The sequence below is a fragment of the Streptacidiphilus melanogenes genome (assembly GCF_000787835.1).
Lineage (GTDB): Bacteria > Actinomycetota > Actinomycetes > Streptomycetales > Streptomycetaceae > Streptacidiphilus > Streptacidiphilus melanogenes.
In genome coordinates this window covers 1-15,457 of sequence record NZ_BBPP01000022.1, presented here as the reverse complement: position 1 = coordinate 15,457, position 15,457 = coordinate 1, and the positions used below count along the sequence as shown (strand labels likewise).

General features: G+C 73.1%; 12 protein-coding genes. 6 read left to right on the top strand and 6 right to left on the bottom strand.

Features of this window, described 5'->3' with window-relative positions:
• Positions 1-198: 198 nt before the first annotated feature.
• The gene (locus TR49_RS22525) at positions 199-3,051 is read left to right on the top strand and encodes a lysylphosphatidylglycerol synthase transmembrane domain-containing protein (RefSeq protein ID WP_042384359.1); all 2,853 of its coding nucleotides are present in this window, start codon (positions 199-201) and stop codon (positions 3,049-3,051) included.
• A 104-nt stretch (positions 3,052-3,155) separates the two neighbouring features.
• On the opposite strand, the gene moeZ is transcribed toward TR49_RS22525, so the two are convergent.
• From moeZ to TR49_RS22500, 5 genes are all read right to left on the bottom strand, one after another.
• A complete protein-coding gene (gene moeZ, locus TR49_RS22520) occupies positions 3,156-4,334 on the bottom strand; it encodes an adenylyltransferase/sulfurtransferase MoeZ (protein WP_042384356.1) in 1,179 nt (392 codons plus the stop codon).
• Between the two features lie 155 nt (positions 4,335-4,489).
• The gene (locus tag TR49_RS22515) at positions 4,490-5,401 is read right to left on the bottom strand and encodes an NAD-dependent epimerase/dehydratase family protein (protein ID WP_042384354.1); all 912 of its coding nucleotides are present in this window, start codon (positions 5,399-5,401) and stop codon (positions 4,490-4,492) included.
• A gap of 391 nt (positions 5,402-5,792) precedes the next feature.
• Positions 5,793-6,764, bottom strand: a complete 972-nt coding sequence (locus TR49_RS22510; protein ID WP_152627403.1) for a hypothetical protein — start codon at positions 6,762-6,764, stop codon at positions 5,793-5,795.
• 173 nt (positions 6,765-6,937) lie between these two features.
• The gene (locus TR49_RS22505) at positions 6,938-8,404 is read right to left on the bottom strand and encodes a glycosyltransferase (RefSeq protein ID WP_042384351.1); all 1,467 of its coding nucleotides are present in this window, start codon (positions 8,402-8,404) and stop codon (positions 6,938-6,940) included.
• Between the two features lie 393 nt (positions 8,405-8,797).
• Positions 8,798-9,733, bottom strand: coding sequence for an alpha/beta fold hydrolase (locus TR49_RS22500; protein ID WP_042384349.1), 936 nt, complete (start codon positions 9,731-9,733; stop codon positions 8,798-8,800).
• Between the two features lie 117 nt (positions 9,734-9,850).
• Here TR49_RS22500 and TR49_RS22495 point away from each other — a divergent pair, with 117 nt between their 5' ends.
• The 4 genes from TR49_RS22495 (at position 9,851) to TR49_RS22480 (ending at position 11,644) form a co-directional block, all read left to right on the top strand.
• Complete coding sequence (locus TR49_RS22495) at positions 9,851-10,051, top strand: hypothetical protein (RefSeq protein ID WP_042384347.1); 201 nt, start codon at positions 9,851-9,853, stop codon at positions 10,049-10,051.
• 146 nt (positions 10,052-10,197) lie between these two features.
• On the top strand, positions 10,198-10,839 hold the full coding sequence (locus TR49_RS22490; RefSeq protein WP_042384338.1) for a TetR/AcrR family transcriptional regulator: 642 nt from the start codon (positions 10,198-10,200) through the stop codon (positions 10,837-10,839).
• Between the two features lie 126 nt (positions 10,840-10,965).
• Positions 10,966-11,190 (top strand): DUF3107 domain-containing protein, encoded by a 225-nt coding sequence (locus tag TR49_RS22485; protein ID WP_042365086.1) that lies wholly within the window; start codon positions 10,966-10,968, stop codon positions 11,188-11,190.
• Between the two features lie 181 nt (positions 11,191-11,371).
• Entirely contained in the window at positions 11,372-11,644 is a 273-nt protein-coding gene (locus TR49_RS22480) for a hypothetical protein (RefSeq protein ID WP_052434541.1), read from the top strand.
• A gap of 576 nt (positions 11,645-12,220) precedes the next feature.
• Here the strand turns inward: TR49_RS22480 and TR49_RS22475 are convergent.
• Complete coding sequence (locus tag TR49_RS22475; protein WP_042384336.1) at positions 12,221-12,985, bottom strand: ferritin-like fold-containing protein; 765 nt, start codon at positions 12,983-12,985, stop codon at positions 12,221-12,223.
• A 562-nt stretch (positions 12,986-13,547) separates the two neighbouring features.
• Between TR49_RS22475 and TR49_RS22470 the strand changes: the two genes are divergently transcribed.
• On the top strand, positions 13,548-15,457 hold a 1,910-nt coding region (locus TR49_RS22470), incomplete at its 3' end, for a DEAD/DEAH box helicase (RefSeq protein ID WP_042384334.1).

Sequence of the window (15,457 nt, the reverse complement as noted above, 5' to 3'; positions counted from 1 at the left end):
GGGGAATGTAGCATCCGCCGAGGGTCGGCACGGGGACACCTCACCGCCGCGCGCTCGATCCGACCATGCCACCCTTGAATGACCTGAAGGGGCCCTGATGAAGGGACGACGGCGGGCGGACGGACAGAAGGCACACGGGGAGCGATGACCGGACCGAGGGCCACGAGCGCGGCGGATTCTGCCGACGCGCCCCGACGCATGCCCGCATCCGACCCCGGTGCGCCGACGGACCCCCCTCAGCCGCCGGAGGCCACCCCGCAGGACGATGCCCGGGAGCAGGGCCGCCCCGGGACGGAGACTGATCCCGGCACGGCGTCCGCCAACGGGTCCGCGACGGGGTCCTCGAACGGGTCCGCGCCCGAGCAGTCTGGCCGGAAGAAGCCGCCCGTCGATCTGGTGAAGCGTTCCTCCGGCTCGGCGACTCCCTCCGCGGCGCCGTCGGCGGCGGCTTCGGCCGCTGCTCCTGCGACCACGGGGGCGGAGCCGACCGCGGACGAGCCGGTCACCCACACACGCGCCGCCGAAGACGACGGCGCGGCCGGAGGCGACGCCACCGGCGAAGGGTTCGACGGGCCCGGACCGGACGACGTGAGCGTCGCGGTCAACGAGCCACTGCTGCCCGCTCGGGCGCACCGGCCCTCCGACCTGCTGCGTTTCCTGCTCGGCTTGTTCGGCATCGCCGCCGTGCTGGTGCTGGCCAGCATCGCCCAGTCGACGACGAGCGGCCTGACCGTCGACATCAACTCCGGCGCCAACCGGCTGCCCAGCTTTCTGGTCACGCTGACCAGCTTCTTCTCCACCGCTGCCGTCCTGATCGTGCCGGTCGCCTTCGCCGTCGAGCGGCTCATCAAACGCGACGGGCTGCGGGTGGCGGACGGCGTGCTCGCCGCCGTGCTGGCCCACGGCATCTCGCTCGGGGTGGACCTGTGGGTCCTCAAGGCCGCGCCTGCTCCCGTCTACGGCGCGCTGGTGGTCACCCACAACGGCACCGCATCGGATCCGGTGCACGGCTATCTGACGCCGGTCATCGCGTACATGACCGCCGTCGGCATGTCGAGCCGGCCGCGCTGGCGGGTGGCGCTCTGGCTCGTCGTGCTGCTCGACAGCCTCTCCGAACTGGTGGGCGGGAACACCACCCCGCTGTCGATCGCGATCACCATCCTGCTCGGCCTGACGGTCGCCTACGGCACCCTCTACGCCGTCGGCAGCCCCAACGTGCGGCCGACCGGCGAACACCTGCTGGCGGGCCTGCGCAAGGTCGGCTTCGACCCGATCACCGCGCACCGCTCCCCCGACGGCCCGGAAGGCACCCGGCGCTACCTGGTCGTCCAGCAGGTCGGCCCGCCGCTCGACGTGCACGTCATCGACCGTGAGCAGCAGGCCTCCGGCTTCTTCTACCGGCTCTGGCGGCGGCTGCGGCTGCGCGCCGTGGCCACCCGTTCCAGCCCGCAGTCGCTCAGGCAGGCCCTCGAGCAGGAGGCCCTGATCGCCTACGCCGCGAACGCGGCGGGGGCCCGTTCGCCCCACCTGATCGCCACCTCCGAGCTGGGCCCCGACGCGGTGATCCTGGTCTACGAGCGGGTCGAGGGGCGCGCCTTCGCGGACCTGGCCGACGAGGAGATCACCGACAAGATCCTCTCCGACGCCTGGACCTCCGTCCGCATCCTGCATGACCGCCGCATCGCGCACCGGCAGCTCACCTCCAGGGCGCTGCTGGTCACCGAGGACGGCGGCACCTGCCTGGTCAACCTGGCCGGCGGGGACATCGCCGCCGGTGATCTGGCGTTGCGCATGGACGTCGCCCAGCTGCTCACCACGATCGCCCTGCGGGTCGGTCCCGAGCGGGCGGTCGCCTCCGCGACGGAGGTGCTGGGCACCTCCCGCACCGCGGCGGCGCTGCCGATGCTGCAGCCGGTCGGGCTGAGCCGCTCCACCCGCCAGGACCTGAAGGCGTACCACCGGCAGGCCAAGGCCGCGGTCCAGGCGGAGCGGGACGCGAAGATCGCCGCCGGGGTCAAGGTCGAGGAGGCACTGGAGGCGCACCCGGACCCGACGGACCTGCTCTCGCTCATCCGCGAGCAGATCCTCGCCCTGGTGCCGCAGGCCCCCGTCGAGCCCGCCAAGCTGGAGCGGCTCAAGCCGAAGACCCTGATCAGCCTCGTCGCGGGCGCCTTCGCCGCGTACCTGCTGGTGGGCCAGCTCACCAACAACCCGCTGACCAAGCTGGCCCACGCGCAGTGGGGCTGGATCATGATCGCGGTGGGCGCCTCGATCGCGAGTTACGTCGGTGCGACCATGAGCCTCGCGGGGTTCGTGCCCGAGCAGCTGCCGTTCTGGCGAACCTTCGCCGCCCAGGTGGCGGGCTCCTTCGTGAAGCTGGTCGCCCCGGCGGCGGTCGGCGGCGTCGCGCTGAATGCGCGCTTCCTGCAGCGCTGCGGCGTGCGACCGGGTCAGGCCGTCGCCAGCGTGGGCGCCTCGCAGCTGGTCGGTCTGGGCATGCACATCCTGCTGCTGCTCGGCTTCGGCTTCATCGCCGGGACGGCCAACAGCTCGGACGTGCCCTCGGCACGGACGGTGATCACGGTGCTGCTGGTGGCGGCGGTCGTGGTGCTGATCGTCACGGCGATCCCGCCGCTGCGGCGCTGGGTGTTCCAGCAGCTCCGGACGCTCTTCATCGGCGTGGTCCCGCGCATGCTGGACCTGCTGCGCACCCCGTCCAAGCTGGCCACGGGCTTCGGCGGCATCATCCTGGTGTCGATCGCCTTCATCGCCTGCCTCTACACCTGCGTGCTCGCCTTCGGCGGCACGGCGGGTTTCGCCGCGATCGCCGTGGTCTACCTGGCCGGGAACGCGGCCGGGTCCGCCGTCCCGGTGCCGGGCGGTATCGGCACCATCGACGCCGCACTGATCCTGCTGCTCAGCTCGGCGGCGGGCGTGCCTGGCGCGATCGCGGGGCCGGCGGTGCTGATGTTCCGCCTGCTGACGTTCTGGCTGCCGGTCCTGCCGGGCTGGGGTTGCTTCAGCTACCTGCAGCGGCGCGGCGCGCTGTAAGGACGCGCGCCGCAGGAAGCTGCGAGAAGCACACGAAAGGGAGCCCCCGAACCTTGCGGTCGGGGGCTCCCTTTCACTGCGTGCGTCGAGCGCGGGCGCGCGCCTCAGTAGACGGGCTTCTCCGGCTCGATCTGGTTCACCCAGCCGATGACGCCGCCGCCGACGTGGACCGCGTCGGCGAAGCCGGCCGCGTGGAGGACGGCGAGGACCTCGGCGGAGCGGACACCGGTCTTGCAGTGCAGGACGATCTTCTTGTCCTGCGGCATCTTCTCCAGGGCGTTGCCGAGCAGGAACTCGTTCTTCGGGATCAGCGTGGCGCCCGGGATGCTGACGATCTCGTACTCGGCCGGCTCGCGGACGTCGATGAGGTAGATGTCCTCATCCGTGTCCTGCCACTCCTTGAGCTGCTTCGGCGTGATGGTGTTGCCCGCGGCGGCCACCTGGGCCTCCTCGGAGACCGCACCGCAGAAGGCCTCGTAGTCGATCAGGTCGGTGACCGTCGGGTTCTCGCCGCACAGCGCGCAGTTCGGGTCCTTGCGGACCTTGACCTGGCGGTACGTCATCTCCAGGGCGTCATAGATCATCAGACGGCCGACCAGCGGCTCGCCGATGCCGGCCAGCAGCTTGATGGCCTCGTTGACCTGGATCGAACCGATGGACGCGCACAGCACGCCCAGGACGCCGCCCTCGGCGCAGGAGGGGACCATGCCCGGCGGCGGGGCCTCCGGGTAGAGGCAGCGGTAGCAGGGGCCGTGCTCGGCCCAGAAGACCGAGGCCTGGCCGTCGAAGCGGTAGATGGAACCCCAGACGTACGGCTTGCCCAGCAGCACGGCCGCGTCGTTGACCAGGTAACGGGTCGCGAAGTTGTCCGTGCCGTCCAGGATCAGGTCGTACTCGGCGAAGATCTCCTTGACGTTGTCGACGTCGAGGCGCTCCTCGTGAAGGATCACGTTGACGTAGGGGTTGATCTCCTTGACCGAGTCCCGCGCGGACTCCGCCTTGGAGCGGCCCACGTCGGACTGGCCGTGGATGATCTGCCGCTGCAGGTTCGACTCGTCGACGGTGTCGAACTCCACGATGCCGAGGGTGCCGACACCGGCCGCAGCGAGGTACATCAGCGCGGGCGAGCCCAGGCCACCGGCGCCCACACAGAGCACCTTGCTGTTCTTCAACCGCTTCTGCCCGTCCATCCCGACATCCGGGATGATCAGGTGGCGGGAGTACCTGCGGACCTCGTCCACGGTGAGCTCGGCGGCGGGCTCGACCAGGGGTGGCAGCGACACGGGGGACTCCGGTGGTGGTCAGGCGATGTGTTTCCCTGGCCAACAGTGCCACGCGAGCGGGTATTCCGACGCCCATGGTCCAATGTGCGAGACATCTGATGAGACGACGGTGAGACTGGCCGCCGGGTCCCGCACGTCGACCGGCGGCGGCCGCCTCACACGCGGCAGGCCGTCTCCATCCAGATGTCGGCCAAGGACTCCTCCAGCGGCACACGAGGGCGCCAGCCCAGGCGCTCGCGCGCGGTGCGGATGTCCGCCTGACGCCACAGCACTTCCATCGGGCGGTCCGCGGCGTCGGCACCGGAGATCGGCCCCCGCGACTCCTCCATCAGCCGGCCCTCGAAGCCCGACGCACGCACGAGCAGCCCCGCCGCGTCGCGCATGCGCACCCCCGCACCTCCACCGATGTTGATCACGCCTGTCGCGGCCGAGACAGCGGCGGACTGGACCGCGCGCGCCACATCCCGGACGTCGACGAAGTCTCGGAATGCGGACAGATCGGCCGTGCGGACGTGAGACTCGCCTCGCTCCAGGGCGCGCCGCAGCCCCTCCGAGAGCCGCCCGAAGAGCGATCCGGCCGGGACACCCGGCCCCACCACGTCGAAGATGCGCAGCACGACCGCGTCGAGCCCCGAGGAGAGCGCGAGCTCCGTCCCCGCCAGCTTGGTGACCCCGTACGGACCGAGCGGACGCGGATCGGCGGTCTCGGCCGTGGCCGTCCCGATGGGGACGGGACCGTACTCGGCGGCCGAGCCGACGTGGACGAGGCGTGCCGGGTCGTGACTGCGCCGGATCGCCTCGCAGACGGTCGCGACGGCCTGCGTGTTGGCCCGGACCAGGTCCCGCGGGCTGCCGTAGGTGGCGCCGGCGCAGTTGACCACCACACGCGGCATGACGGCGTCGAGGAACCGCGCCAGCGCGCCGGGGCTGCCGGCGGCGAGGTCGAAACGGATGTCCGCCGAGTCGCGCCGGCCGAGCACGGTGACCTGGAGCTCCGGGTCGGCGAAGAGTCGATCGGCGACACGACGGCCGATGAAGCCGTCGGCGCCCAGCAGCAGCACCCTCATCAGGTGGGTCCTTCCGTACGTAGAGCGGTCGTTGCTCGGATGGGTGGGTGGAGCTCCGCCTGGACCGGCCCCGGCCGGCCCCACGCCGCCGACCCGGTGGCCCGGCACCGGCCTCGTTCCTCCTGCGTCGGAGGCGCGAGGACCACGTGCCCCGGGCACTCGCTGCTCCCCGAGGACGTCCGGGAGATTGCTCGGGGGACGTACTCGGGGACGTCGGAGAGCTCGGGCAGATCGGAGGCGTCGGGCAGGGCCGGGCCGAGTGGGTCCGGAACCTCGGCCCCGGCCGGGGACTCCGCGCCCCCGTGAGCGCGGAGGACCCGGCGGCGGCTGCGGCCCGCCGCACGAGACGAGCGCCGCAACCGTGAGGCCGGGGCGGGGCCGACTCGGCCGCCTACGGACCCGGCTCCCCTTCGCCGGGGTCGGCGATCGCGAGGCGGTGGGCGGTCGGGCTGAGCAGGGCGATCCATGCGCAGGGCAGGACCGATCCGACCGTCACCGCGCACGCCCAGGCAGTGAGGTCGGGGTGCGGTGGTGTCACTCGGGCCAGCGCGGCACAGCCGCACGCCGACGCAAGGGCGGCCAGGCCCGTCGGGGTGCGCTCTCCGTGCCGCAGGAGCAGCGCGATCAGCAGTGCGGCGCCGGCGCCGCACTGGGCCGCCCAGACCGTCCCCTGGCTCGCCCAGGCGGCATGGGTCGCGTGGGCCGCTCGAGCCACGTGGGCCACCGCCCCGTGGCCGGCCGCCGCTGACGGCAGCGCCAGCGCCCCCGCCGTCAGCCCGGCCAGAACGGTCAGGTGGACCAGCACGACGGCCGGCAGCACCGGCCGCATCCGGGCACGGAACTCGTGGGAGGAACGGGAGCGGACGTGGCCCGAACCGAGATGGCGGTACCAGCGAGCGCACCACTCGGCCACGCCCACACCGGCCGCCAGCGCGAACTGCGCCGGACCGACGCCCTGGGCGAGGGCGAGCAGGCCGCCCACGCCCAGCCCGAACAGGGCGCGCTCCGGCAGCGGCAGGCCCCGGCCCAGCGTCAGACCGGCCGCGGCCGCGAACACCGCCACCTGCGCTCCGGGCGGCACTGGCAGGCTCAGCACCGACAAGCCCCACAGGAGCAGGGCGACCGCGGCCGACGCGGTCCCTGCGATGAGCGCCGGGCGGGCGCGGTGCCGCCACTCGCCCTCGGCGGGCGGGAGGGCGGTCGCCCGTCGGGGCACGCGGGCGTGGAGCTCCTCGGCGAGCGAGAAGACGTCGCCGTGTCGGTAGCGTCCCGCGGTCTGCGGGCCGATGCCGGAACGCTCCAGCGTCTCGGCAATGTCCAGCGGGTCCACCGCGTCGGCGAAGAGTTCTTGGTGGCGTTCCATCAGGGCCTGCACCGGGTCGGCCGGGCGCGGACGACCGGGCGGCGCAGCACGGCCGGGTCGAGCCTGTCCTGCGTGGCGGCCGGGGCCCTGCGTGGACCGTGCGGCGGCGGCATGCTGTCCGGCCGCGCCCCCATGGCGCGGCGTATGACCGCCGCGCGAGGCGGGACGAGGCGTCATCGTGCCGGCACCCCCTTCGGGAAGGCCCCGACCCAGTACTCGGCGGGACGGGCGAAGGGCTGTCCGGTCCGCTCGGGCGCGGGGGCGGGCAGCTCGGCGGCGAGCTCGAGATAGAGCGCGCGGAAGGCGTCCACGGCCGGTTCCACCGCGTACAGCTCCTGGGCGCGCAGCCGCCCGGCGTGGCCGAGCCGCCCGCGGCGCTCCTCGTCTCCGAGCAGGGCCGTGCAGGCGGCGGCGAGCGGGGCCGGCTCGCCGACGGGAACGAGCAGGCCCGTCGGGCCCACCACCTCGCGCGCGGCCCCCGCGTCGGCGGCCACCACCGGGCGCCCGCTGAGCTGGGCCTGCGCCAGCAGCTGCGGGCGGACGCCCGCACTGCCCGAGAAGACCAGGACGGTGGCGCGCTCGTAGACCGAGCGCAGCCGCGCTGGACGGCCCTCGAAGGAGACGGCGTCGTCCGCCTCGGCCTGGCCGCCGAAGAGGCGCCGGGCGAGACCGCGACAGTGCTCCTCGTAAGCGGAGGCGCCCGTCGTGGCCTCGCCGTGCACGCGCAGCAGGGCGCGCGGCGACTCGTCACGGACCAGGGCGAAGGCCCTGATCATGGCCTCCAATCCGCCGCTGGGCTCTATCGGCCCGAGCCAGGCCAGCATGGGCCGCTCCGGCTCCGCCCCGACGGCCGACTCCTCGGCGAGCGGGGTGGCCTCGAAGACGACGCGGATGCGCTCACGCGGTGCACCGCAGTACTCCTGCCAGCGCTGGTCGAAGGCGCTGCCCGGGGTGATCACCCCGGCCTGGGCGTACCCCTCCTGCGCGAGCCGACGGTGGAAGGCCAGCAGAAGCGAGCGCACCGGCCAGCGGTAGCGGGAGGCACGGTAGCCGCGGTAACGCTCGCGCAGGTGGAGGTTGTGCTCGGTCAGCAGCAGCGGCAGACCGAGCCTGCGCTTGGCCACGAGGGCCGCCAGGACGGCGGACGGTCCGTCGACGGCGTGGCAGACGTCGGCGCCGGCCAGCTCGCCCCGCGAGCCGTACCAGGGCAGGGAGAGCGGCCGCAGCGCGCGCTCCAGCAGGTCCGCGGCGACGAGGACGTCCTGCACGAGCGGGATGCCGGCGTCCCCGGGACCCGCGGCGACGGCGGCCGCGGGCGAACCGAACCAGGCGTGCTCCAACGCGCGCAGGGCTCCGCCGGAACGCAGCAGGGCAGGCAGGCCGCCCCCGCGCGCCTCGTCGACCAGGGAGTCGAGCGCCGCCCCGAAGCCGCATGCCGCGCCGGGCTCGACCAGCGACCTGATGAGCTCCCCGTAGGCGGCGAGAGCCCGGCGTCTGCGCGCGGCGACGGGCGGCGCGGCGCGCGGCCGGTCGGCGGCGGCCGGAGAGATGCGGACGAACTCGTGCTCGGGCAGCGAGGCGACCAGTCGGTCGCTCCACGCAACGGAGGCGACACTCTCGGTGACCAGTGCGATGCGCATGGAACCTCCGTCCGGAACATGACGACGACAACGGCGGAGGGCCACGCGCACACAGCCGCGCAGCGGCCGGTCAGGCCGCGGACTCCCCCACGAGCACTCGCCGACCGCGGTTAACCCCGACGCGGGGACGCGTGTTCGGCCGACGGCACGAAACTACGTCCCACCGCCGACACCCAGTCGGCCATCCGGCCCCCTACCACCCGAAGGAGTGAAGCCCCACAACCGCGCACACCACACGGGAGCGCGACGGGCGGCCGCCACCGGTCGCGCCGCCCGGGACACCGTCGGTTGTACGACGAACCATCCACCCGGAGGTGGGCGAACTCGCAGCGCGGACACCTGTGCACCGCGGCGGTCCGCGGGCCGGCCAAGGACGCGTTCGGACCGTCGGGCCTACTTCTCCCGGCCGTCGATCTCCGCGAGGAAGTCCCGCACCCGGCGGGCGACCAGGGCCGGGAACTCCATCATCGCCACGTGTCCCGCGTGGGGCAGGACCATGAGCCGGGAGTCGGCGAACGCGCGGCTGGCACGACGCGCCATGCGGTAGCCGACGAGCTTGTCCTTCAGGCCGTAGACCAGGAGGGTCGGTGCGGTGACGAGCTCCGCCTGGCGCCACAGCGAGTGGTCGCCGCGCTCGGTGTAGGCGCGGACGATGCCGCGGGCGCTGCGGGAGAGGACGTCGAGGGCGTAGGGCAGCTGTGCTCGACGCCGGTACTCGGTGACCATCAGCGCGCGGCGCTCCGGCGGGATGCTGCCCGGGTCGCCGTAGCAGAGCTCCAGAAGGGCCTGGGTCTGCGACTCGAACGATCCGCCGCGCGATGCGCGGCGGATGACGGCGGGCGCGCCGGGGAGTGCGAGCAGGCCCGTCGGCCAGGCCGTGGTCTGCGGCGGGAGCTCCGGCAGGGCCGGGGAGATCAGGGTCAGGGTGCGGACCAGATCGGGCCGGGTCGCGGCCAGGCGCGTCGCGACCGCCCCGCCCAGGGAGTTGCCGAAGAGGTGGACGGGACCGCGGCCGCTGCGTTCGAGGTGGTCGACGACCGCGCGGGTGTGCGCGTCGAGGGAGAGGTCGCCGTCGTCCGGCGGCGGGGACTGGCCGAATCCTGGCAGGTCGACGGCGTGGCCGTCGACGTTCGCGGCCAGTTCGGCCATCAGCGGTTCCCAGTTGCGGGTGGACCCGCCGAGGCCGTGGACGAAGAGCGCGGCCGGGAGTCCGGACCCGCGCGGCGGCTGGGCCTCGGCGAAGAGCGGACTGCCGGGCGCCTGCACCTGGTACAGGGTGTCGCCGCCCGTCGTGGTCTCGGCTTCGAATGTCTCGCGCAGTCCACTCATGGGGACGATGCTAAGAGGGCGGTGCCGTGACGGCACCGGAAGCCCTACCCGGACCTCACCGAGCAGAGCCCGCGTCCGGCTCGTCCCATCCCACCCACCACGCCCAGGGAGGCCACCATGTCCGAGGTCAACGACGCCGCGCTCGACTCCCTGGACGAAGCCGAGGCGGACGAGCGGCCGGAGGTCGAGGCCGACGGGGAGAACGACGACGAGGAGCCCAAGAGCCTCACACAGGAAGATGTCGCCCTGGAATCGCCCGAAGCGGACACCGCCGAACAGAAGGTCGAGGTCCGAATCGACGAAGACGAGTACCGGTGACGGGATCCTTGTGGAATCCTCACAAGCCTGGGCCGGGACTTTCGGGTCCGGACCTGCGGTACCAGGCATTACCCGAAAGTAGGATGGCCGCAGGCGCCGGGATGACAAGCGGCGCCTGTCAGACCAGACGCTGAGTGAGGAGCACCGTGACGGCAATCCAGGACACGGCCGAGCGCCCGCGCGGCACTCGCCTGCCGCGCAGTGCCCGCCGCAACCAGCTGCTGGGCGCCGCGCAGGAGGTCTTCGTCGCGCAGGGCTACCACGCCGCCGCGATGGACGACATCGCCGAGCGCGCCGGCGTCAGCAAGCCGGTGCTGTACCAGCACTTCCCGGGCAAGCTGGAGCTCTACCTCGCGCTGCTGGACAAGCACTGCGAGGCCCTCGTCGACGCGATCCGCGCCGCGCTCGAGTCGACCACGGACAACAAGAGCCGCGTGCTGGCCACCACGGAGGCTTACTTCGCCTACGTCTCCTCCGAGTCGGGCGCGTTCCGCCTGGTCTTCGAGTCGGACCTGACCAACGAGGAGGCGGTCCGCGAGCGCGTCGAGCGCGTCACCCGGGACACGGCCACCCTGGTCAGCAAGGTGATCGCCGAGGACACCGACCTCCCCGAGGAGGAGTCGATGCTTCTCGCCGTCGGCGTCTGCGGCCTGTGCCAGATCACCGCCCGCTTCTGGCTCGCCCAGGGCGAGACGATCCCGCAGGACGAGGCCGTGCGCATGGTCTCCGGCCTGTCGTGGCGCGGCCTGAAGGGCTTCCCGCTGCACGGCGGGGACGTGGGGCACTGACCGCACCTCCCCTCGACCGGCCCCGCTGACCGGCTCCGTAGCCGTATGGTGGGGCCGTACGGCACGTGGCCGGTCGGCCGCGTGTGAACGACGAACGCCTGTGATGGGCCCGGAGGGACGAAAGCCGTGGAGGTCAAGATCGGCGTGCAGAACGCGGCTCGGGAGATCGTTCTCGAGAGCACGCAGACTGCCGACGAGGTCGAGAGCGCTGTCGCCGCTGCGGTGGACGGCGGCAAGCTGCTGAAGCTGACGGACGAGCACGGCCGCAAGATCCTGGTCCCGGCCGACCGCCTGGCCTACGTGGAGATCGGCGAGCCGACCCGCCAGAAGGTCGGTTTCGGCACGCTCTGAGGCACCTGGCGCTGAGGCGCCGCACCACCGGGAACGCCCCGTTCACCCCGACTTCCGGGGGGAACGGGGCGTTCCGCGTGTCCTGGTATGTCCCGGCCTCGTTGTGGGTAGGGCTTTCTCGACCGCGTCCACAAGAAGCGCACAGAGAAGCCCGCACCACACCAGCCGGGAGGCCGTGACCATGACCGTCGAGCTGATCGCCTTCGCGATCGCCGGACTGGCCGTCGGGCTGGGTGCCGTCCTGCTGCTGGGGGGCCTGTTCCCGGCACCGCGCGTGGTGACGGTGCTGACGGGGCTCTGCTCCGCACTCCTGCTGGGCGGAGTGGCCCACATCGCCTTCGGCGACGGCCACCCGGTGGAGACCACGGTCTGCGCGGTCCTCGGCTCCGCCGCGATGGTCTCGCTGCTGGCCCGCCCGGACCAGCGATCAACGCATCATCCCCGGCACGCCTGACCACCGCCCACCGGGCGGCCCTGCACACCCACGAACGTCGGACCGGTCGGCCCGGGCACAAGGGCACCGCTCACCGGGGCCAAGCCGCCGAGCCGGGGCACACACCCGAGCTCAGTCGGCCGCGCTCAGCCACACGCCCCTGGCACACGTCACGCCGCCCCTCAGGTGCGACCCGGCGCAGGCCATCACGCCGGCCAGCTCAGGCCCGGGCGCAAGCCGTCTCAACCGACCAGCGCAGGAGCCACGCCCCCGGCTGGGGCCTCCCGCCAGGCCCGGACGCCAGGCTCCGGCCGAGCCGACCCAGCGAATCGAGCGCCCGGTGCGCTCAGACACCGGGCCATCGGGCCCAAGGCCACGCCCACGCGCGCGTCGGCCGAAGCGAGCGCGCGGATCGAGGGCCCGGTGCGCTCGGGCGCGAGGCCGTCAGGCCTCACGCCAGGCCCTCAGACGAAGATCAGCCGTAGGCGGCGCGGGGGCAGGTAGCCCGCTCAGGCCCAAAGGCGGACTCAGGCGACAGGCCCCGGCCAGCCCCCGGGGCCGCCGGGCCGCGGGGGCGCAGAGCAGCAGAGCCGCGGCTCAGGACGCCAGGCCCAGGGCCGCCATGCGGCGGGTGTGGGCCTCGGTGATGCGGTTGAACATCTTGCCGACCTCGACCAGGTCGAAGCCGCGCACCTCGGTGCCACCGATCAGCAGGTTGGACAGGGCGTCGCGCTCGGCGACGACCCGCTGGGCCTGGCTCAGCGCCTCGCCCATGAGCCGGCGGCCCCACAGCGCCAGCCGTCCTCCGATGCGCGGGTCCGCAGCGATCGCCTCGCGGACCTTGCCGACGGCGAACTCGGCGTGGCCGGTGTCGGCCATGACGCCGAGCACCAGCTCGCGGGTGTCGTCGTCGAGCCGGACCGCGACCTCGCGGTAGAAGTCTGCGGCGATGGAGTCGCCGACATAGGCCTTGACCAGGCCTTCCTCCCAGTCGGCCGGGGCCGTCATGCGGTGGAAGGACTCCAGGGCCTCGGCGAACGGCTGCATCGCCTCGGCGGGGTTCTCGTCGATCCCGGCGAGGCGCTCACTCAGGACGCGGTAGTGGCCGAACTCTGCCGCCGCCATGCCCGCCAGCGCCGCCTTGTCCTCCAGGCTGGGGGCGAGCTTCGCGTCCTCGGCCAGCCGCTCGAACGCGCTGAGCTCGCCGTAGGCGAGTGCACCGAGCAGGTCGACCACCGCCGCGCGGTACTGCGGATCGGCCGAGCACTGCGCCCAGTCCCCGATCGACGGGTACGCCTCGGCCGTGGCGTCGGCCGTCCGCTCGTCCGTCTCGTCCTGCTTGCGTGCCTCAGGGGTCTCCATACGCCGCACCTTAGTGGCCTCCGGAGGGCACTCGACGCACGAAACCGGGCAGGAACGAGCCCGATGTCGTCCGCGTCACATGTTCGATCTTCGACTTGACGGTATGGTGGTACCGAGGCCCGGTGTATTTCACGACCATCACGGACGTGACTGCGCACCGCGCCTCACGCACGCGGATGCCCGGTCGGTTGCACGATCGGCTCCGACCGACCCCGCAGTGGCCGAGCGAGGGCCGCCGCAGACCGCGCCATCGCGGTCCCGCGCCGGGCCTCCCATGCAGTGCCGCTCACTGCGCCCCGTCGAGTCCGCTCCCCGCGGACGCGTCCTGGACGATTACGTCCACGGACGGTCAAAACGACGCGCTGGCGCGTGAGCCGCCGCGAGGCAACCGGTTGCGGTCAGTGTGTCCGTCCCATGACGGGCACCCGGCCGCCCCGCGATCGGCCGCACCACATCCGGAAGAGGCACAGCCCTGACTACGTTCCGTGAACTCGGGATCCTTCCCGAGACCGCAGAGGCCCTCGAGGCCGTTGGCATCATCACTCCCTTCCCGATCCAGGAGATGACCCTCCCGGTCGCCATGACCGGCCACGACGTCATCGGCCAGGCCAAGACCGGCACCGGCAAGACCCTGGGCTTCGGGCTCCCCATCATCGACTCCGTCCGCGTCGCCGCCGACGTGGACGCCGGCCGCCTCACCGCGGCCGAACTGCCGACCGCGCCGCAGGCGCTGGTCGTCGTCCCGACGCGCGAGCTGTGCACCCAGGTCACCAACGACCTGCTGGTCGCCGGCAAGGTCCGCAACGTCCGGGTCCTCTCCATCTACGGCGGTCGCGGCTACGAGACCCAGATCGAGGCGCTGGAGCGCGGCGTCGACGTCATCGTCGGCACCCCCGGCCGTCTGCTGGACCTGGCCCGTCAGAAGAAGCTCGACCTGTCGGCCGTGCGCACGCTGGTGCTGGACGAGGCCGACGAGATGCTCGACCTGGGCTTCCTGCCCGACGTCGAGAAGATCATCGACCTGCTTCCCGCGCAGCGGCAGACCATGCTGTTCTCGGCGACCATGCCGGGCGCGGTCATCAGCCTCGCGCGCCGCTACATGAACCGCCCGACCCACATCCGCGCCACCCAGCCGGACGACCAGGGCGCGACGGTCGCGAACATCTCGCAGCACATCTACCGCGCGCACTCGCTCGACAAGGTCGAGATGGTCGCACGCATCCTGCAGGCCGAGGGCCGCAACCTGGCGATGATCTTCTGCCGCACCAAGCGGACCACCGCCGACGTCGCCGAGCAGCTCACCAAGCGCGGCTTCGCCGCCGGCGCCGTCCACGGCGACCTGGGCCAGGGCGCCCGCGAGCAGGCCCTGCGCGCGTTCCGCAACGGCAAGGTCGACATCCTCGTCTGCACCGACGTCGCCGCCCGCGGCATCGACGTCGAGGGCGTCACGCACGTCATCAACTACCAGTGCCCCGAGGACGAGAAGACCTACCTGCACCGCATCGGCCGCACCGGCCGCGCGGGCGCGTCGGGCACCGCGGTCACGCTGGTCGACTGGGACGACATCCCGCGCTGGCAGCTGATCAACAAGGCGCTGGAGCTGTCGTTCAACGACCCGGAGGAGACGTACTCCTCCTCGGCGCACCTGTACGAGCAGCTGCACATCCCCGCCGGGACCAAGGGTGTCCTGCCGCGTGCCGAGCGCACCCGCGCCGGTCTCGACGCGGAGGAGATCGAGGACCTGGGCGAGCCCGGTGGCGGTCGTCGCCGCGGCACGACCAAGCCCGCGGGCCGCAGCGAGGGCCGCACCCGTGACCGCGACGCCGAGCATGACGCGGACCGTCCGGCCGGGCGCCGTGAGCGCGACCGCAAGCGCCGCCGCACGCGCGGCGGCTCGGATGCGCCGGTCTCGGCGGAGGGGACCACGACCGAGGCCCCGGCCGCACCGTCCGCGCCCGACGAGGTGGCGGAGATCGCCGACGCGCCCGCGCGCCGTCGTCGTCGCCGCACGCGCGGCGGGGACCAGGCCGAGGTCGCGGCAGAGGCCGTGGTCGACACCGTCGAGGCGGCGGCCGCCGAGGTGGCCGAGGTGGCCGCGCCGGCCGTCGAGGCTGCGCCGAGCGTGACGGAGGAGGCTCCTGCGGAGCCGCGCCGTCGGCGGACGCGTACGGCCGAGGCTCCCGTGGAGACTCCCGTCGAGGTTGTCGAGGCCCTCGAGGCTCCGGTCGTCGTCGAGGAGACGCCGGCTCCGCGCAAGCGGACGCGCGCGACGAAGAAGGCCGTGGCCGAGGTCGTCGAGGCTCCTGCGGTCGAGGCCCCGGTCGTCGAGACGGTCGAGGAGACGCCCGCGCCGCGCAAGCGCACCCGCGCCACCAAGAAGGCCGTCACCGCCGACGTCGCCGAGGTCGTCGAGGCCGCTGCGGCGGTCGTCGCCGAGGCCGTCGAGGCCGTCACCGAGGAGGCACCGGCTCC

Bases quoted from the DNA above. Each gene is read 5' to 3' on its own strand.
- TR49_RS22510 (WP_152627403.1), bottom strand. From the start codon at position 6,764: ATGGAACGCCACCAAGAACTCTTCGCCGACGCGGTGGACCCGCTGGAC.
- TR49_RS22525 (WP_042384359.1), top strand. From the start codon at position 199: ATGCCCGCATCCGACCCCGGTGCGCCGACGGACCCCCCTCAGCCGCCG.
- TR49_RS22475 (WP_042384336.1), bottom strand. From the start codon at position 12,985: ATGGAGACCCCTGAGGCACGCAAGCAGGACGAGACGGACGAGCGGACG.
- TR49_RS22515 (WP_042384354.1), bottom strand. From the start codon at position 5,401: ATGAGGGTGCTGCTGCTGGGCGCCGACGGCTTCATCGGCCGTCGTGTC.
- TR49_RS22500 (WP_042384349.1), bottom strand. From the start codon at position 9,733: ATGAGTGGACTGCGCGAGACATTCGAAGCCGAGACCACGACGGGCGGC.
- TR49_RS22505 (WP_042384351.1), bottom strand. From the start codon at position 8,404: ATGCGCATCGCACTGGTCACCGAGAGTGTCGCCTCCGTTGCGTGGAGC.
- TR49_RS22495 (WP_042384347.1), top strand. From the start codon at position 9,851: ATGTCCGAGGTCAACGACGCCGCGCTCGACTCCCTGGACGAAGCCGAG.
- TR49_RS22480 (WP_052434541.1), top strand. From the start codon at position 11,372: ATGACCGTCGAGCTGATCGCCTTCGCGATCGCCGGACTGGCCGTCGGG.